Source organism: Williamsia sp. z71 (genome assembly GCF_059553375.1).
Genome location: NZ_JCANWX010000009.1, coordinates 183,706 through 202,626 on the forward strand (window position 1 = coordinate 183,706; position 18,921 = coordinate 202,626).

Genomic DNA, 18,921 nt, shown 5'->3' on the forward strand with positions numbered 1-18,921 from the left:
TTTCTTGGCATTTCTCGCACTGTGCGATCGGTTGGCGCGGATTACCCTGTTGATACCGCCTCGGCATGGATCGGAGGGCGAGCAAGATGAGTGCACAATCGCTTCCCGGACTGCACGGGCACCTCTGGCCGACAGTTCAGACGGCAGATATCGGTGAGTATGCGCAGGTCATCAGCAAGCTCGCGCAGAATGTGTCCGCCGATTCGCTGACGGATCCGCAAGATTTCAGCAGGCAGGCCCGACTGTCGGCGGCGCTGTTGCCCGCGCCGATCCGGGAGCTGCTGCTCGACTTCCTCGTCGAGGGTGACGGAGGATTGCTGTTGCGTGGGCTCGACGTCGGTGACATTCCCGAAACCCCGGCCGCCGCGGTCGGTGCTCCGACACGGCACACCGCGATCGCGAGGCAGTCGGCGCTACTGCTCTCGAGCATTGTGCATCTGGTGGGATATCGACCGGAATGTGGCGGTGAACTCGTGCAGACCCTGGTCCCGATTCGTGGTCATCAGAGGCGGCAGATGTCGACCGGTAGTGCGGTGAACCTCGAAAGCCATACCGAGCAGTGCCACAATCTCCGGACCCGACCCGACTTCATCGCCCTCGGATGCCTGCGGGGTGATTCGACGGCGGCGACTTATCTGTTGTCGGCTCGGCAGTTGCAGAACCTGCTTCCCGCCGAGACCGTCGCCTTGCTCCGGGATCCGGTGTTCTACACGCGCGTGGACGGATCGTTCGTCGACGGTGGCGTTGCGGACGAAACCCGAGGACCCATCCCGGTACTCAGTGGTTCCTGGGATGACCCGGTGATCACCTACGACGAAGATCTGATGTCTGCAGATGACGACGACCACGTTGCCGCTCTGGCGGCGGTGAGGTCCGTATGGCGGACACACCATGACGAAATCGTCCTGCGCCCAGGCGATTTATTCATCATCGACAACAGCCGGGCCATCCACGGTCGTAGTTCTTTCGCGCCGCGTTGGGATGGGGCCGATCGATGGTTGTGCCGGCTGCAGGGGCTGTGCAATCTGGCGGTGTCACGGTTCGCTCGCGAGGATCGGTCGCCGATCATCGAGGTCGAGGGTTGCTGAAGGCCGGTGCCTGTTCAGCCGGCGGCACTGACCGTCACCGGTACCCCGTTCAGCGCCGCATTTCCCGAGATCTCGTCGAGGCGAAGGGGATCGGTGACGTCGTTGGCGCTCGGGGCATCGACGAGTGCGGCCACGGACAGACGAACGCCGTCTTTGTTCTGACCGAAACCATGGGGCAGACTCACCACGCCCGGCATGATGGTGTCGCTTTCGGCAACAGTCACTTCCACACTGCCTGCCGCGGAGCGCAGCAACGCCCGGTCGCCGGAACACAGCCCGCCGGAGGCCAGGTCCGCTGGATGCATCAACAGGTGATGGCGCGCATGACCTTTGGACAATCTGGGTGAGTTGTTCATCCACGAATTGTTCGATCGCAGGTGCCGCCGGCCGATCAGCAACAGTTCGTCACCGGTCGTCGCCACCAGGTCGGTGTGCATGCGGCCCAGGTCCGCGGTGATCGGCGGTGGTGCCAGATCGACCTGGCCGGAAGCGGCAACGAGTTTGCGGCGCAGGCCGGGGCGCAGTGCACCGAGGTCCCGGCCGGACGGGGTGGCAAGGAGTTTGCGCACCGTCAGTTCTCCCGGCCCGGTGTGCAGCAGCAGATTCAGCAGAAACCGTGGACCGACCGCCGCGCGGATGTTCGGAACCAGTTGCTTCGGAATCTGCCGGAGACGTTGGAGCACGGGCCGGTCTGCGGAGCGGGCCCGGGACAGGCCGCGGGTGAGGTCTCCGAAGATCTCCCAATCATGCTTGGCATCAGCCGATTTGGTGACAACCGGCGCGGTGAATCGGGCGGTGTTGCGAACCGCGAGCTGGTGAAAGACGAGGTCGTAGTGGTCGCGTTCGAGGATCATCGTCGGTGGCAGGATCACGTCGGCGTGCCGGGTGGTCTCGTTGATATAGAAGTCGACGGACACCATGAAGTCGAGACCATCGAGGGCCGGTCCCAGATTGCCGCCTCCGGGTGCTGAGGAGACCGGGTTGCCCGCGACCGTGATCAGGGTCCGGATCTGGCCCTTGCCCTCGGTGACGATCTCGTCGACGAGTGTGGCGACGGGGAGTTCGCCCGCGAATTCCGGAAGCTGACGAACCCGGCTGCGCCACTTGTCGAAATGGCCCCGGCCACTGAGTTTGCGCCCCACCAGGTCGATCTCGGGGTCGGGCAGGAGTGCACCGCCGACGCGGTCGAGGTTGCCGGTGACCGCATTGATCACCTGGATCGCCCATTGGCACACGGTCCCGAATCGCTGGGTCGACACACCGGTTCGCCCATAGATCACCGCGCGCGGGGACGCGCCGAAATAGGTTGCAATCGAACGGATGTCGGTGATGTCCACACCGGTGATCGGGGCCGCCCATTCCGGCGTGGTCGTCGCGCAGAGCGTCCGGACCGTATCGAGTCCGGACAACGGGAGGTGCTCGATGCGCTCCGGCGAGATCCCGCGCTCGTGGACGAGCACGTGCAACATGGCCATGAGCAACGCCGCGTCGGTGCCCGGGCGGATGAAATGGTGCTTGTCGGCTATTGCGGCGGTCTCGGTGCGGCGGGGGTCGATGACCACCAGCTGCCCACCGCGACGGCGTAGTTCGCGCATGCGGTTGCGGAAGTCGGGCGCGGTCATCATCGAGCCGTTGGAGACCACCGGATTTGCGCCGATGACCAGCAGGTGGTCGGTGTTGTCGAGGTCGGGTATCGGGATCTGCAGCTGGTGCCCGTACATCAGATGGGCGGTCAGTTGGCTGGGAAGCTGATCCGCCGAGGTCGCGGAGAAGACGTTGCGGGTGCCGATTGCTTTCACAAAAGGCAGTCCGTGGGTGACGAATCCGAGACTGTGCGCGTTGGGATTGCCCAGATAGATTCCGACGGCGTTGCGACCGTGCTGTTCTTGGGTCCCGGTGATCTTGCCGATGACCAGTTCGATCGCCGCCGGCCAGCTGATGGGCTGCCATCGACCTTCGGGTGTCTTGCGCAGCGGCGTCCGCAACCGATCAGGATCGGCGTGCAGGTCGGCCAGGGCCGTGCCCTTGGGACAGATGTGGCCACGGGATAGGGGGTCATCGCGATCGCCACGGATATCGACGACGCGGTTGTCCTTGACGGTCACGTGGAGACCGCAGATGGCCTCACACAGATTGCAGACGCTGTGGCTGGGCGGCATACGACGTGAGTGTAGGCCTGGTCGCGGTCTCAGAAGACAGCAATTCCGAACCTGCGCCGGATTCGCAGGTCGGCCAGCATGACGTCGTTGAGCCCTTTGATCAGGCGTGAGGACGCCCAATCGGTCTGGCGATACACCTTGAGGACCCGGTGGTATCGCCGATCGTCCGCGGCGGTCCACGACCAGCCCATCGCCTCCCGGAAAGGCTCGGGAAGGGCGCCTTTGGTCATGAACAGCTGTGGTCCGCCGAACGCCTTGTGCAATGCCTTCCCGCTGATACCCAACGGGCCGGTGAGGAAGCTGAGATCGGCGAGCGAGGTCAGCATCTCCCTGACCGGTGGATCGATGTGGATGTCCGCGATCTGTTTGTCCCAGTACTCCTCGAATGCGGCGCGATCGGGCGGCCACATCGCGGGGCGCACGTTCAGCGTCGTGCCGAGCCGGGCCGCGTCGGCGTAGACGGCGTCGGCGGCGTCGGAGTCGAGGGGTCCGTACAGGAACTCGTACTGGTCGACGTAGAAGCGGTACAGGCACGCGGCCACCCACAGTTGCAGTTCGGGGCTGTTGGCGCTGTAGGCGACCTCGGCACCCGTTTTCGAGGCGACCTGACCGTGGACATGATGTAGCTGTTCGCGGACGTAGGCGACGTCGTCGTCGGAACCGCTGATCGCCACGGCCAGATACTGGCCGGTGGTGCGCGCTCGCTTGATCGGGTGCTTGAACGTGCTGCCGCGTTCGACCGGGCTCTCGAGGACGCCGTGGCCGATACCGGGGGAGGCGAGCTGCATGATGACGTTTGCTGCGGCCATCGTGCCGCCCAGTGAAGTGATGAGGTCTAGCGTTCTCCGAGGCTTGCTGCGCATCACACGGCTCCTGGACCCGGGTGCACCGCAGTGTGCACACATCGGCGTTTTTCGATGATAGCTCCGATCCGCACCGGACCGTCGGACTCGGCCGGGGTTGATCATCCGGTGGGTGATCGGAGGGTCCGATGTGACCGGCTCAAGGCGCGACGGTAGTTTTGTCCCGTGAAGCAGATACCCCGGGAGATATGGGTTCTGCTCGTCGCCAACGTCGTGATCGCACTCGGTTTCGGCCTGATCGCCCCGGCGTTGCCGATGTTCGCACGCAGTTTCAACGTCGGCATCACTGCGGCGTCCGTGGTCATTTCCGCCTTTTCGGTCATGCGACTGTTGTTCGCACCGGTCGGCGGACGGCTCGTCCGGGTGCTCGGCGAACGCCGGATCTACCTGACCGGACTACTGATCGTGGCGGCCTCGACGCTGGCATGTGCGTTTGCGCAGAACTATTGGCAACTATTGGTCTTCCGCGGGCTCGGTGGCATCGGATCGACGATGTTCTCGATCTCCGCGACAGCGTTGATGATCCGGTTGGCGCCGCCCGATATCCGCGGCCGGGTCTCGGGCTTTTTCAGTGCGGGATTCCTCGTCGGCAACATCACGGGCCCGCTACTGGGCAGTGCACTGATCGGTTTCGGGCTGCGGATGCCGTTCGTGGTGTATTCCATCGCGCTGATCGTGGCCTCCGTGGTTGTCGCCACCCAGCTCCGGTCGGTGGGTGGGCGCCCGTTGCCCGGCGGCGACGACGACCAGGTCGCGATGCCCATGGCCGAAGCGCTGCGCGACAGCGCATACCGCGCGATCCTGGCATCGAGTTTCACGCAGGGATGGGCGTCGATGGGCGTGCGTGTCGCGCTGGTCCCGCTGTTCATCGTGGAAGATCTCGATCAGTCCGATGCCATGACCGGCGTGGTGCTCGCGGTCTACGCCGCGGGCAATGTGCTGGCGATCATCGTCGCGGGCCGGCTGTCGGACTCGCTCGGGCGACGCCCGATCATGCTCCCCGGCCTCCTGCTGATGGGGACGTCGACCGCCTTTCTCGGGTACAGCGGCAACATCTGGATCGCGGCCGCACTGACCTTCGTGGCGGGGATCGGTTCAGGACTCTTCGCCCCGACACACCAGGCTGCACTTGCCGACGTCCTCGCCGGTAGGGGGCAGGGTGGCCCGGCTCTGGCGACCTATCAGATGACCGCGGACGTCGGAGCGATCAGCGGGCCGATCATCGCCGGTGTCATTGCACAGCAGTGGGGGTTCGGTCCGGCATTCCTGGTCACGGCCGGGGTGGCATTCGCCGCGACGATCCTGTGGATCGCGGCGCGGGAGACCTTGCCGAAGCGCATCGCCGACGACAACCTGCAGGCGAACGACGCCTGACCGCACTACCGTTGACTGCATGTCACAGACGGCAAGTTCGCAGCAACCGGTTCTGGGTTCGGACTCCGAGGTCGGCCGATTGCGCACGGTGTTGTTGCATCGTCCGGGTGACGAACTGCGCAGGCTCACACCACGGAACAGTGACCAGTTGTTGTTCGACGGTCTGCCCTGGGTGGACCGGGCGCAGGAAGAACACGATGCATTCGCCGACGTGCTGCGTGAGCGTGGAGTCGAGGTGCTGCTCCTCGGCGACCTGCTGACCGAGACCGTTCAGATCAGTGGCGCGGCGCGGATGCAGGGGATCGCGGCCGCGGTCAGCCCGCGCCGACTCGGCCATCATCTGGCTCAGGACCTGTCCGCGGAATTGCGGCGTTTGCCGGCCGGTGATCTGGCCCGGGTCCTGATGGCCGGGATGACGTTCGACGAATTGCCCGAGTCGGCGGCGACGGTGCGGTCCTCGCTGGTGTGGCGGATGCACCACGGTTCCGAGTTCGCGATCGAGCCGCTACCGAACCTGTTGTTCACCCGTGACAGTTCGTTCTGGATCGGTGACCGGTTCGCGATCACCTCGTTGGCGCTGCCCGCCCGGGTTCGAGAGACGTCCCTGACCGATCTCATCTATGCACATCATCCGCGGTTCCTCGGGGTCCGCCGGGCGTACGAGTCGCACACGGCACCGGTGGAGGGTGGCGACGTCCTGTTGTTGGCACCGGGCGTGGTGGCGGTCGGTGTGGGGGAGCGAACCACTCCGGCGGGCGCGGAAGCGTTGGCGCGCAGCTTGTTCGACGACAATCTCGCGCATACGGTCCTGGCGGTGCCGATCGAGCAACGCCGGGCCTCGATGCACCTCGACACCGTCTGTACCATGGTCGACACCGACGCGGTGGTGATGTATGCCGCGATCCAGAACACGTTGTCCGCGTTCACGATTCGTGCCGGTGGGAATGTGTCGATCAGCGGACCGGAGCCGTTCGTCGATGCGGCGGCCACGGCGATGGGCATCGACAAACTCCGGGTCATCGATACCGGACTCGACGCGGTCACCGCCGAACGGGAACAATGGGACGACGGGAACAACACGTTGGCGTTGTCCCCGGGGGTGGTGGTCGCATACGACCGTAATGTCGAAACCAATCGGCGACTTGAGGATTCGGGCATCGAAGTGCTTCGGATCGCCGGCAGTGAGCTGGGTTCGGGCCGCGGTGGCCCCCGCTGCATGTCGTGCCCGGTCTCACGGGATCGGGTGTAGGCATGTCTCCTGACCTTCGCATCGACATCACGATCGACCCGGATTCCGACGTGGCGCCGTACGAGCAGGTGCGCCGCGGCGTCATCGAATTGGTCAACTCCGGTGAACTGCTGGCCGGGAGCCGGATCCCCACCGTCCGGGCGCTCGCGTCGGTGCTCGATCTCGCGCCGAACACGGTGGCGCGTTCATATCGCGAGCTCGAGGCCGAAGACATCATCGAAACACGGGGCCGTAAAGGGTCGTTTGTGAAGGCGCATGCAGATTCCACGCTGCAGCGCGCGGGGGAACTGACCGTCGAGCATGTTTCGGCGTTGCGGCAACTCGGCATCGACGACGACCGGATCAGACTGTTGCTCGACACCGCCCTGCGTCGGTGAGTGGCCTGGCGTCACGTCCGATTCTGTTCAGCCGCATACTTTCCGCGAGATCGCAAAAGGATAGCGAATGTTGATCAATAAGGGTTGATGCTGCTTTGGTGAGTACATGGCATTGAAGACCGAACGTTCTGACGCAGTTCCGCCAGCTGACCCCGGAAGTGGAAAACCCCGACTCGATCTGGTGGTTTTCGGGGTCACCGCGGTGGCTGTGATCGCGTTCGTGGTGTGGGGTCTCGCCGACGGATCGCATCTGCGGTCGATCACCGCGGACATGCTGGCCTGGATCACCGAAAACCTGGGATGGATCTACATCCTGTCCGCCACGTTCTTTGTCCTTTTTGCGTTGTATCTCGCGATCAGCAAATACGGCAAGATCCCGCTCGGGCGCGACGGCGAAAAGCCGGAATATCGGACGATCAGCTGGATCGCGATGATGTTCAGCGCCGGTATGGGTATCGGCCTGATGTTCTTCGGCGCCGCGGAACCGCTGGCTCACTATGTCGACGCCCCGCCCGGAACCGAAAGTGAAGATGTCGGTGTCGCCATGGCGACAACGATGTTCCATTGGGGATTCCATCCCTGGGCGATGTATGCCGTTGTGGGCCTGGCGATTGCCTACAGCACCTACCGCTGTGGCCGGGGCCAGTTGGTGAGCGCGGTATTCGCGCCGATCCTCGGGCATCGCGCGAACGGGTGGGGCGGCAAGTTCATCGACATCCTGGCCATCTTTGCCACACTGTTCGGGACCGTCGCGTCGCTGGGGCTCGGTGCGGCGCAGATCGGCTCGGGCATGGTGGAGATCGGATGGCTCGACGACCCGTCGAAGCTGTTGCTGGTGGCCATCATCGCGGTGTTGACCGCCGCGTTCGTCGCCTCGGCGGTGTCGGGGGTGGCCAAGGGAATCCAATGGTTGTCGAACACCAACATGGTGCTGGCCGTGATCCTGGCGATCTTCGTGTTCGTCGTCGGGCCCACTGTGTTCATCCTCAATGTGCTGCCGACGACGATCGGCACATATCTCGGTGACATCACGTCGTATTCGGCGCGATCGGGTGCCACGGTGGACAGTGCCGGCGAAGAATGGCTCGCCGGCTGGACGATCTTCTACTGGGCGTGGTGGGTGTCGTGGACGCCGTTTGTGGGCATGTTCCTGGCCAAGATCAGTCGCGGCAGGACAATTCGGGAATTCGTGGTCGGTGTGATGCTGGTGCCCACGATCGTGTCGTTGGTGTGGTTCGCGATCTTCGGCGGTACCGCGATCAGACAACAGATGGAGGGTAAGGACCTCGACGTCTCCGGAACGGAGGAAAGCCTGCTCTTCGACATGCTCGGCAACCTGCCGCTGACCGGTGTTGCGTCGGTGCTGGTGATGTTCCTGGTGGCGATCTTCTTCGTGTCGGGAGCCGATGCGGCGTCGTTGGTGATGGGGACGCTGTCGGAACGCGGTGCGCAGAATCCGAGCAAAACGGTCACGATTTTCTGGGGGACGTTGACCGGTGGGGTCGCCGCTCTGCTGTTGTGGCTCAGTGGCGACGATGCGTTGGAAGGCATCAAGACGATGGCCATCATCGCAGCACTACCGTTTGTGATCGTGATGCTCGGTATGTGTCTGTCGCTGTACCTGGATCTACGACGAGACCCGCTGATCGTGGCGCGCCGTACGTATAAGGGTGAAATCGACCGGAAACTGCGTGTGAAGGCGAATATCATAGCCGCCGAAGATGATTCCAGCGACGTCATGCCGTCCGACCAGTTCCCCGCCATCACCCCGGACACGTTCGACGACTGACCACCGCCGCCGAGCGTGCCGAAACAACCGCCCAACGTGCGAAAAACACCGCCCAACTGCCCAATCTGCTGGCGGCGCGGCAGTTTCGGCCCGCTCGACGGTATTTTGGGCCCGCTCGACGGTGATTAGGGCCCGGTCGACGGGTGGGGTGGGGGGTCAGTGTCGGAGTGCAGGGGTCAGGCCCAGCTGGGGAGCCAGATCTGTAGGTTCCACAACTCGCGGCTGATCGGGGATCCGGTGAGGATCGGCCACATCCACATGAAGTTGAGGACCACCAGGCCGATGTAGATGCTGATCCCGACCGCGCCCGCGAGCCGCCACTCGTAGGCGTTCTTGCGTGGCTTCCGGCCGGCCGCCAGGATGTCGCCGACGCAGAGGGCCAGACCCATGATCAGGAACGGGGCCATCGCGGTTCCGTAGAAGAAGTACATCTGCCGATCGAGGTTGGCGAACCAGGGCAGATAGGCCGCGCCGTAGCCGGCCAGGACCACCGCGTATCGCCAGTCGCGCCGGAAGAACATCCGCCACAGGGCCCACGCGAGCATGGGCAAGGCCAGCCACCACAGGATCGGCGTGCCGATGAACATCATGGCGCGAACGCATTCGGATTCGCCGCACTGGTCGGGGCCGTACTCGATGTAGTACAGCATGGGGCGCAGGCTCATCGGCCAGGTCCAGGGCTTGGATTCCCAGGGGTGATGGTTGCCCGCAGAGTTGGTCAGGGTCGAGTGGAAGTCGAGCACGCCGGACTCGTAGTACCAGAGCGAGCGCAGCGCGTCGGGCACCCAGGCGAACGGCCCGTCGGTACCGATCTGCCTGCCGACCTCATAGCGGTACACCGCCGTCTCGGAGGCGAACCAGGGTGCGAAGGTGGCCAGGTACACCAAGATCGGCGTGAGGCCCAACGAGAATCCGGTGGGGATCAGATCGCGTACCAGGACTCCGCGCCATGGCCGCCGGACCTTGTAGGCGCGCCGGGTGGCGACGTCGAAACCGAGCGACAGCACGATGAAGAAGGCGACGAAGTAGATGCCGGACCACTTGGTGCCGCAGGCCAATCCCAGCAGGATGGCCGCGCCGAAGCGCCACCACCGAAAGCCCAGGCGGGGGCCGTAGACGGAATCTCCCATCCGTCCTTCGAGGTGGACCCGGTGCATCCGGGCGCGCATCTGATCGCGGTCACAGACGATGCAGGACAGCGCGGCGACCACGAAGAAGATCTGGAAGATGTCGAGCAGCCCGGTGCGGGAAGCGACAAAACTCACCCCGTCGCAGATCAGCAACACCCCCGCGATGGCCCCGACCAGGGTCGACCGGGTGAGCCTGCGGACCAGGCGGATGACGATCAGGATCATCAGCGTTCCGCAGACCGCGGACATGAAACGCCAGCCCCAGGCGTCGTAGCCGAAGATCCACTCGCCGATGGCGATCATCCATTTGCCGACCGGGGGATGCACCACCAGGCCGTAGGCGGGGTTGTCCTCGAGCCAGTTGTCGCCGGTGAGGACCTGCCAGGCCTGTGGGACGTAGTGCTTCTCGTCGAAGACCGGCGTGCCCTTGTCGGTGGGTGTGCCGAGGTTGATGAAGCGGGTTGCCGCGCCGATGGCGGTGAGGATCAAGGTGACGATCCAGCCGCGCCTGCGGTCGGTGGCACCGAAGACCGGTGCGGGTACATCACGGGCATCGTTCGGGGTGTTGCCGAGGTCCTCGGCATGCGTGCCCGGCAGTTCTCCCGGGAGTCGACGGGTGTTGATCGAGTCCTCCGGCGTGGAGATCTCGAGCGGCGGGGAGAACGTCACGGGGCCAATCGTAGGCTGTGCAGTGATGAACTCTCCGGAACCGCACGGCCAACTGGTACTCGCAGCAACCCCGATGGGGCACCTCGACGACGCCTCACCCCGACTACGGCAGGCGATGGCCAGCGCCGATGTGGTCGCCGCCGAGGACACCCGCCGGGCGCGGGCCCTGGCCGCGGGTCTGGGGGTGACCATCACCGGGCGGGTCGTGAGCTATTACGACCAGGTGGAGGCACAGCGGACACCGGCTCTGGTCGAAGAGGTCCGGTCCGGTGCGACTGTGTTGGTGATCACCGACGCGGGGATGCCGTCGGTGTCCGACCCCGGCTACCGCCTCGTGGTGGCCTGTGTCGAGGCGCAGTTGCCGATCACCTGCCTGCCGGGCCCGTCGGCGGTCACCACGGCGCTCGCGGTCTCGGGACTGCCGGTCGAGCGATTCTGCTTCGACGGCTTCGCCCCTCGTAAACCGGGTCAGCGCAAGAAGTGGTTGGCCGCCTATGTGGAAGAGCCGCGCACCGCGGTGTTCTTCGAGGCGCCACACCGTCTGGCCGAGTGCCTCGGCGACGCGGTGGAGGTACTCGGACCCGACCGTCGGGCGGCGGTGTGCCGGGAACTCACCAAGACCTACGAGGAGGTGCGCCGCGGGACGCTGGCAGAGCTGTCGCGGTGGGCTGCCGATGGGGTCCGCGGTGAGATCACGGTGGTGCTCGAGGGTGCCGTCGCCGGTGAACCCGACATCGATGATCTGGTGGCGCGGGCCGAAGAGCTCGTGGCGTCGGGTGTCCGGCTGAAGGACGCCTGCGCGCAATTGGCGGCTTCCTCTGGTGCGTCCAAGCGTGAACTCTACGAAGCAGTGCTGGCCGGCCGTCCGGACGAGTAGGCGCTTCCCGCCCGCCGGGTTTATGTGATCGGACCGTCATTATTTGGCCGATCGTTCAAAGTCGGCTGAGACGACGGCGGCGGAGGCGTAATGTTCGGCCCATTGTCAGTGGTGTGCCTGGGTGTGGCACCTCGGGAGGGGGCGATCGCATGGCGGCCTTCGATCATGTCGACCTGGACGCGATGCCCAACCCGGTGTGGGTCGCCGGCCGCGGCGGGACCCGGGGGCATGGCAACCGGGCGTGGTCCGAGTTCGTCGGCTGCGCGGTCGGGGCCCTGGCCGACTGGACGGACGTCGTCCACCCGGCGGATCGGGAACGGGTGGTGCAGGCCTGGGAGTACGCCACGGCGCATGGCGAGACCTTCGGCGATGAGTGTCGCCTGCGCGAGCGTGACGGCGGGTACCGCTGGTTCGTGATGATGGCCTATCCGCCGGACGCATCGCGGGATTCGTCGGAGCAGTGGGTGATCAGCTGCGCCGACATCGACGAGCGGGTGCGTGCACACCGAGCGCTGGTGGTGAGCGCCGAGATCCAGAACACCATGCTCGATGCGAGCGGCGATTGCATCAAGATCCTCGATACCGACGGCGTCGTGGTGCACATGAACAAGGCGGGGTGTGCCGCACTCGGGCTGCCAATCGAGACGACCATCTTCGGGATGCGTTGGCTCGATCTGCTGCCGGAAGAATTCCGCGGGCGCGGACAACGCGCCATCAATGCGGCCAGGAGCGGCGAGAACGCGCATTTCGCGGGTTCGCTCCCGACGGAAGGACCGTCCCGGCAGTACTGGGACAACCTGCTGACGCCGATGAAATCCGCGGACGGGACAACCGCACGGATCCTGTGCGTCTCGCGCGATGTCACACTGCAGCACGAGGCCGAAGCCCGACTGCGCAGTGCCGGGGAGATCGACGACCTCACCGGCCTTCCCAACCGCAGATCGTTCAAGATCCACCTGAAGCGGGCCCTCGGCCGTGCGCGGAACACGAACCGGCCGGTGGGCCTGCTCCTGATCGACCTCGACCACTTCAAACTGGTCAACGACACCCTCGGACACCCGGCCGGTGACCATCTGCTGCGGGTGTTGTCCCGGCGCCTGCGATCGTGTCTGCCGGACAGTGGGTACGTCGCCCGGCTCGGTGGTGACGAGTTCGGTGTGGTGATCGAGGACGTGAACGGTGATGCCGAACTGCAGGCGGTGGCAAAATCCGTTGCCGCGCAGACGAACACGCAGGTCACCTACGCGGGCAAGGTGATCAACGGTGGAATGAGCATCGGCTGCGCGACGTATCCGCGCGATGCCGCAGACGCCTCTGGACTGTTGAGGTCGGCCGACACCGCACTCAACGACCTCAAGGCGGGCGGACGCGGCGGGGTCCGGATGTTCAGTGCGGAGATGATGGCCGGAACCGAAGACGCGGCGGCGCAGCGCGGGCGCGCCCGTCAGCTCATCCGCGACAACGCCATCGAACCGCACTACCAACCCAAGGTCCGCCTCGCCGACGGAGAAGTCGTCGGATTCGAGGCTCTGTTGCGCTGGCGGACACCGTTGGGCCTGCAACTACCCGGCGCAGTGGCCGAAGCGTTCAAAGACTACGAGCTGGCCACCCGGCTGGGCGCTCTGATGCACCTGAAGATCTGCCGCGACATCGCCGCCTGGATCGACGCGGACCTGCCCATCGTGCCGGTGTCGCTGAACGCCTCGCCGGTCGAGTTCCTGCGCGATGACTATGCCGAGAGACTGTTGCGGCGGTTGGAACTCTTCCGGATCCCGACCTCGCTCATCGAGGTCGAGATCACCGAACACATTCTCACCGATCGCGGATCGGAACATGTTGTGCGAGCACTCAATGCGCTCAAGTCGGCCGGAGTGCGGGTGGCACTGGACGACTTCGGTACCGGGCATTCATCGCTGGCCCACCTGCGCGACTACCCGGTCGACTGCGTCAAGATCGACCGTGGGTTCGTTCGGCGACTGAACGATGACCCGGCCGTCCTGGCCATCGTCCGGGCGATAGCCCAACTCGGGCCCGGCCTCGATCTCGACGTCGTCGCAGAGGGCATCGAGACCGAGCTGGAGTGCTGCGCGCTGGCCGATGCCGGATGCGCCTTCGGCCAGGGCTTTCTGTTCGCCGAGGCGATGGATGCGGCAGCGGTGGTGGCGCTGCTGCGGTCTGCCGACGGACTGAATCCGGACCGTCGTCAGCCGTCGGCGCTGGTGTGATCGGGCCGGTGTTGCAGGCCGATGATCGCGGCCGCCTTGTCGAGGCATTCCTGCCACTCGCTTGCGGGGTCGGAATCGATGGTGATGCCGCCACCGACACCGAGGTGCACCGAGCCCTCGGGTGAGACCTCGACCGTGCGGATCGCGACATTGAGGTCGAGGTCGCCGTCGGGGGAGGCCACTCCGATCGCGCCGCAGTACAGCCCGCGGGGATGCTGCTCCCAGTCCGTGAGTAGCTCGCGCGCACGGATCTTGGGGGTTCCGGTGACCGAGGCAGGCGGAAAGGTCGCGTCGATCAGGTCGCTGTTGGACACTGTCCGACCGAGCGTGGCCTGCACCGTCGACACCAGATGCCAGACCCCCGGGGCCGGATGGACCTGCAGCAACTCGGTGACCGTGACGGTGCCCGGGACGGCGACGCGGCCCAGATCGTTGCGGACCAGGTCGACGATCATGATGTTCTCCGCCACATCCTTGGCGGAGCCGAGCAGTTGTTTCGGGTCGAGATCGATCGGGAGTGTTCCCTTGATGGGACTCGAGTGGACCACTGCACCGTGCCGCCTCAGGAAGGTCTCCGGTGAGAACGACACCACCGAACCCCAATCACCTTGCAGGAAAGCAGATTTCCTGGGCCGGGTGACGTCGACACCGTCGGAGAAGTAATTGGCGACGGACCCGTCGAGCTGCCCGGTGAACCGCGTGCAGATACACGCCTGGTACACCTCGCCGGCTGCGATGGCGTCGAGGCACTGCTCGATGGCTCTCACGTGTGGCGCCTTGTCGGGCGGTGTCCACCGCACCGCCCAGTTGTCCCGGTGCTGTTCGGTCAGGGCGGCGAGAACCCAGTCGGGACACGGGCGGCCGGTGACCGAGGTCCACCACCAGGTGCCCAGTCGGTCCTGGTGCAGGATGGCGTCCGTCGATCCGCCCGCGGTGGCCGGCAACGGGCCCTCGTCGGCGCGATCCGGAAAACCCAGGTACCCGAACCAGAACTGGTCCGGGTGGTCCGGAACCGCGGTGCCCGCGGTCAGCGTGATCGACGGGGCGATGACGGCATCGGACCCGAGCCAATCGCCGATCAGTGCCGCCGGACCGGGCAGGCCCAGCCGGCGCGTGTGAAAATCCAGCGCGCGCACCACATCCGGGGCGGCGGCGGGACCGATCTCAACGCTGCGCAACACACCGCCCGCATTGGTCCGTACGGGCGATGGGCCGTTGGGGCACTGAGGGCTCAGCTCTTCGGTGCTTCGTAGCGCGGGAAGATCGGTGTCGGCTTCGGCAGGGACGTTCCGGCGGTGAGCCGCTGGGCGATCGCGTCGAAGTCACGTGAATCTGGCTTGACCACAAGCTGATCCAACAGACGTGCCGACGAATCCGGCATGGCCGGCTGGGTGAGCAATGCCGCGATCCGGACCACCTCGGCACAGATGTAGAGCACGGTGCCGGTGCGTTCGAGATCGGTCTTCGCCAGCTTCCACGGCTCTTCGACGGAGATGTACTTGTTGGTGTCGCCCAGAACGTCCCAGATCGCTTCGAGTCCGGAATGGATTGCCTGCTGGTCGAATTCAGCGCGGACCCGGTCGAGAAGTCCGTCGGCCTTGGCCAGCAGGGTGTTGTCGGCCTCGGTGAGGTTCACCGGGGCAGGCAGCACGCCGTCGAAGTACTTGCCAACCATCGAGAGCGTCCGCTGGGCGAGGTTGCCGAGTTCGTTGGACAGATCGGCGTTGACCCGCGCGACGATCGCGTCGTGACTGTACGAACCGTCCTGGCCGAACGGCACCTCGCGCAGGCAGAAGAACCGGATCGGATCGAGACCGAACTCGGCGATCAGGCCGGCGGGGTCGACCACGTTGCCGACCGACTTGCTCATCTTCTCGCCGCTGTTGAGCAGGAAGCCGTGTGCGAAGACCCGTTTGGGCAGTTCGATCCCGGCGCTCATCAGGAATGCGGGCCAGTACACACAGTGGAACCGGATGATGTCTTTGCCGATGATGTGCAGGTCGGCGGGCCAGTACTTCTTCCAGGCCGCCGAGTCGGTGTCGGGGAAGCCCGCGGCGGTGATGTAGTTGGTCAGCGCGTCGACCCACACGTACATGACGTGGGCGTCGTCGCCCGGTACCTTCACGCCCCAGTCGAAGGTGGTGCGGGAGATCGACAGGTCCCGCAGGCCTCCGCGGACGAAGCTGACGACCTCGTTGCGGCGGGTGTTGGGTCCGATGAACTCAGGGTGCTCGTCATAAAGAGCGAGAAGCTTGTCCTGGTACGCCGAGAGCCGGAAGAAGTACGACGCTTCCTCGGTCCACTCGACCGGTGTTCCCGACTCGGTGGCGATGCGGCTGCCGTCCTCGAGGACGGTCAGTTCGGCATCGCCGTAGAAGGCTTCGTCGCGGACGGAGTACCAGCCGGAGAACTTGTCGAGGTAGATGTCGCCGTTGGCGTTCATCCGCTCCCAGATGGCCCGGGACGCGACATGGTGGTCGGCGTCGGTGGTGCGGATGAACCGGTCGAAGCTGCTGCCCAGCATCTCCTGCAGTTCGCGGAACGCGGCGGAGTTGCGGTCGGCCAGCTCGCGGGTCTCGACGCCCTCGTTCTCTGCGGTCTGCTGCATCTTCTGGCCGTGTTCGTCGGTGCCGGTGACGAACAGCACGTCATAGCCGTCGAGCCGCTTGAATCGTGCCAGTGTATCGGCCGCAATGTACTCGTAGGCGTGCCCGATGTGCGGTGCCCCGTTGGGGTATGCGATGGCCGTTGTCATGTAGAACGGCGGTTTTGTTGCAGAAGCCATGGTGTCGACAGCTTATCGGCAGGCCGAGCCTGCGCGGACTCGGCCACTACAGTTGCCCGGTATGGGTGACCCCACCGGCACGCGAGTGCCGCTCGAGCGATTTGCCGCCGCCCGGTCGGCCCGGCTGGCGACGGTGTCGGCCACCGGAGGTCCGCACCTGGTCCCGGTCGTCTTCGCCGTCGACGGCCAGACGATCCACCTGGCCGTCGACGGCAAGCCGAAATCGACCCGGCAGCTGCGGCGGCTGGCGAACATCGAGCGCAATGCCCAGGTCTGCCTCCTGGTCGACGAGTACACCGAGGACTGGGAGCAGCTGTGGTGGGTGCGCGCCGACGGCCACGCCGCGATCCACACCGAAGGCCCCGCGGTGGACCGGACGTATCAACTCCTGCGAGCCAAATACCCGCAGTACGCGACCGTGCCGCTCGACGGCCCGGTCATCGTGGTGGCCGTGACCCGATGGTCGGCCTGGAGTGCAACCGGCCGGGCCTGACTACTCCGCCCGGGCGAAGTTCTCGGTCAGTTCCAGGATGATTCGCGGCCACAGGGGTTCGGGGATGTCGTGCGCCATGTCCTTGAGCAGGACGAGCTTCGAACCCTTGACCGCCTTGGCGATCGCCTTGCCACCCGTCGGGCGCATCAGACCGTCCGCGGTGCCGTGGATGACGACGGTCGGTGCGGTGATGGCGCGGGTATAGGGGAGCAGACTGCCGGTACCCATCACCGCGGCCGCCTGTCGCACGACGCCGGCCGGGTCGTGGGCGCGGTCGTAGGCCAGGGTGGCGCGACGCAAGGACTCTTCCCAGGGCAGTGCGTATTTGGCGCTGCCGATGGTGCGGGCGGATCGCGCGGCGTTTTCGATGTACTCCTCGCGGGTGGCGCCGATGCCCGGCCCGGAGAGCAATGCCTTGAGTTTGCGGGGATCCGGTGGCGGGAGGAAGGCCTGGTTGGTGCTGGAGAACATGATGCCCACCGACAACACCCGGTCGGCATACTTACCCGCCACGATCTGGGCGATCATGCCGCCCATCGAACCGCCGACGATGTGGGCCTGCCGGATCTCGAGGGCGTCGAGGAGGCCGACCGCGTCCGCCGCCATGTCGACCAGGGTGTACGGCACCTCACTGGCCTTGCCGAGTTCGTAGTTGGCGAGCCGTTTGAGCAGCGACCCGTCGACCCGGACGCCGTCGAGGTGTGTCGACAGACCGATGTCGCGGTTGTCGAACCGGATGACGCGGTAGCCCTGATCGGCGATCTTCATACAGAACTCGGTCTGCCAGAACGTCAGCTGGGCGCTCAGGCCCATGATCAGCAGCACTGCCGGATCGTCGGGATCGCCCATGTCCTCGTAGGCGATCGTCAGGTCGCCGACCTGCTTCGTGCCCACCCGGTGGTTGGTCTGTGTCACATCGCGCCACTTTAGTGCACCTGCTGTCGAGCCGGTCGATTTCCATTCGCCAACCGCGGGGGCGGACGGGCACAATCCACACATGTCACCTCGCCGGTTCGAGCAAGTCGATGTCTTCGCGTCCGGGCCGCTGACCGGTAACCCCGTCGCCGTCGTGTTCGGCGCCGACGACCTCACCGACGACCAGATGCGCACGTTCGCGCGGTGGACGAATCTGTCCGAGACGACGTTCGTGTGTACCCCGCGGGATCCGGCGGCGGATTACCTGCTCCGGATCTTCACGCCTGCGGGGGAACTGCCCTTCGCCGGACACCCGACCCTCGGTTCGGCGCACGCCTGGTTGCAGGCCGGTGGAGAGCCGAAGGGCGAGAAGATCATTCAGGAATGTGGCGTGGGACTGGTCGGTATCCGCGCGGTCGGCGACGCGCTGGCGTTCGCGGCCCCACCGCTGATCCGGTCGGGCGCGGTCGAGGCCGACGACCTCGCCCTCATCCGGCAGGCCCTGGGTCTGCGCCCGTCGGATGTCGTCGCCGCGAACTGGGTGGACAACGGACCGGGATGGATCGGATTGCTGCTGACCTCGGCCGGCCTGGTACTCGACGTCGAGCCGGATTTTGCCGCGCTCGGGGCGTTCAATGTCGGCCTCATCGGCCCCTACCTGGGCGAGACGGGACCACCTGATCGACCAGATTACGAAGTCCGGGCCTTCGCCCCCGGCGCGGGCGTCGCGGAGGACCCGGTGACCGGCAGCCTCAATGCCGGCCTGGCGTGCTGGCTGCGCGGGCTGGAGATCGCGCCCGCGACATACGTCGCGGCGCAGGGGGCGGCGCTGGGCCGGTCCGGCCGTGTCCTGATCAATGACGACGACACCGACGTCTGGGTCGGCGGTCGCAGTGTGTCGGTCATCGTCGGCGAGGTCGATCTCTGA

General features: G+C 65.6%; 15 protein-coding genes. 9 read left to right on the top strand and 6 right to left on the bottom strand.

The window, feature by feature from the left end:
- Positions 1-86: 86 nt before the first annotated feature.
- Positions 87-1,088 (top strand): TauD/TfdA family dioxygenase, encoded by a 1,002-nt coding sequence (locus tag AC51GR_RS21580; protein WP_496326699.1) that lies wholly within the window; start codon positions 87-89, stop codon positions 1,086-1,088.
- Between the two features lie 14 nt (positions 1,089-1,102).
- Here the strand turns inward: AC51GR_RS21580 and AC51GR_RS21585 are convergent, their stop codons facing one another.
- Entirely contained in the window at positions 1,103-3,247 is a 2,145-nt protein-coding gene (locus AC51GR_RS21585; protein ID WP_496326700.1) for a molybdopterin-dependent oxidoreductase, read from the bottom strand.
- Between the two features lie 29 nt (positions 3,248-3,276).
- Positions 3,277-4,110: an oxygenase MpaB family protein gene (locus tag AC51GR_RS21590; RefSeq protein ID WP_496326701.1), complete on the bottom strand. Its 834-nt coding sequence runs from the start codon at positions 4,108-4,110 to the stop codon at positions 3,277-3,279.
- 165 nt (positions 4,111-4,275) lie between these two features.
- Between AC51GR_RS21590 and AC51GR_RS21595 the strand changes: the two genes are divergently transcribed.
- The 4 genes from AC51GR_RS21595 to AC51GR_RS21610 all read left to right on the top strand — a co-directional run bounded on the left by AC51GR_RS21595 (position 4,276) and on the right by AC51GR_RS21610 (position 8,899).
- Positions 4,276-5,484, top strand: coding sequence for an MFS transporter (locus tag AC51GR_RS21595; protein ID WP_496326702.1), 1,209 nt, complete (start codon positions 4,276-4,278; stop codon positions 5,482-5,484).
- Between the two features lie 19 nt (positions 5,485-5,503).
- Positions 5,504-6,733, top strand: coding sequence for an arginine deiminase (gene arcA, locus AC51GR_RS21600; protein WP_496326703.1), 1,230 nt, complete (start codon positions 5,504-5,506; stop codon positions 6,731-6,733).
- 2 nt (positions 6,734-6,735) lie between these two features.
- Positions 6,736-7,110 carry a GntR family transcriptional regulator gene (locus AC51GR_RS21605; RefSeq protein ID WP_496326704.1) on the top strand — a complete coding sequence of 125 codons (375 nt, stop codon included), beginning with the start codon at positions 6,736-6,738 and terminating at the stop codon, positions 7,108-7,110.
- A 106-nt stretch (positions 7,111-7,216) separates the two neighbouring features.
- Entirely contained in the window at positions 7,217-8,899 is a 1,683-nt protein-coding gene (locus AC51GR_RS21610; RefSeq protein ID WP_496326705.1) for a BCCT family transporter, read from the top strand.
- Between the two features lie 176 nt (positions 8,900-9,075).
- Here AC51GR_RS21610 and AC51GR_RS21615 read toward each other — a convergent pair whose 3' ends face one another.
- Complete coding sequence (locus tag AC51GR_RS21615) at positions 9,076-10,626, bottom strand: dolichyl-phosphate-mannose--protein mannosyltransferase (protein WP_496326763.1); 1,551 nt, start codon at positions 10,624-10,626, stop codon at positions 9,076-9,078.
- A 97-nt stretch (positions 10,627-10,723) separates the two neighbouring features.
- Between AC51GR_RS21615 and rsmI the strand changes: the two genes are divergently transcribed.
- Both rsmI and AC51GR_RS21625 read left to right on the top strand, forming a co-directional pair.
- Positions 10,724-11,575 carry a 16S rRNA (cytidine(1402)-2'-O)-methyltransferase gene (gene rsmI, locus AC51GR_RS21620; RefSeq protein ID WP_496326706.1) on the top strand — a complete coding sequence of 284 codons (852 nt, stop codon included), beginning with the start codon at positions 10,724-10,726 and terminating at the stop codon, positions 11,573-11,575.
- 149 nt (positions 11,576-11,724) lie between these two features.
- Positions 11,725-13,800, top strand: a complete 2,076-nt coding sequence (locus AC51GR_RS21625; RefSeq protein WP_496326707.1) for a putative bifunctional diguanylate cyclase/phosphodiesterase — start codon at positions 11,725-11,727, stop codon at positions 13,798-13,800.
- On the opposite strand, the gene AC51GR_RS21630 is transcribed toward AC51GR_RS21625, so the two are convergent.
- Both AC51GR_RS21630 and metG read right to left on the bottom strand, forming a co-directional pair.
- The gene (locus AC51GR_RS21630) at positions 13,779-14,981 is read right to left on the bottom strand and encodes an aminodeoxychorismate synthase component I (RefSeq protein ID WP_496326708.1); all 1,203 of its coding nucleotides are present in this window, start codon (positions 14,979-14,981) and stop codon (positions 13,779-13,781) included. The two genes, AC51GR_RS21625 and AC51GR_RS21630, sit on opposite strands and share 22 nt — an antisense overlap.
- 50 nt (positions 14,982-15,031) lie before the next feature.
- Entirely contained in the window at positions 15,032-16,585 is a 1,554-nt protein-coding gene (gene metG / locus AC51GR_RS21635; protein ID WP_496326709.1) for a methionine--tRNA ligase, read from the bottom strand.
- Positions 16,586-16,646: 61 nt separating this feature from the next.
- Here metG and AC51GR_RS21640 point away from each other — a divergent pair, with 61 nt between their 5' ends.
- A complete protein-coding gene (locus tag AC51GR_RS21640) occupies positions 16,647-17,078 on the top strand; it encodes a TIGR03668 family PPOX class F420-dependent oxidoreductase (RefSeq protein ID WP_496326710.1) in 432 nt (143 codons plus the stop codon).
- On the opposite strand, the gene AC51GR_RS21645 is transcribed toward AC51GR_RS21640, so the two are convergent.
- Positions 17,079-17,927: an alpha/beta fold hydrolase gene (locus AC51GR_RS21645; RefSeq protein WP_496326764.1), complete on the bottom strand. Its 849-nt coding sequence runs from the start codon at positions 17,925-17,927 to the stop codon at positions 17,079-17,081.
- A gap of 148 nt (positions 17,928-18,075) precedes the next feature.
- Here AC51GR_RS21645 and AC51GR_RS21650 point away from each other — a divergent pair, with 148 nt between their 5' ends.
- Positions 18,076-18,921, top strand: coding sequence for a PhzF family phenazine biosynthesis protein (locus tag AC51GR_RS21650; RefSeq protein ID WP_496326711.1), 846 nt, complete (start codon positions 18,076-18,078; stop codon positions 18,919-18,921).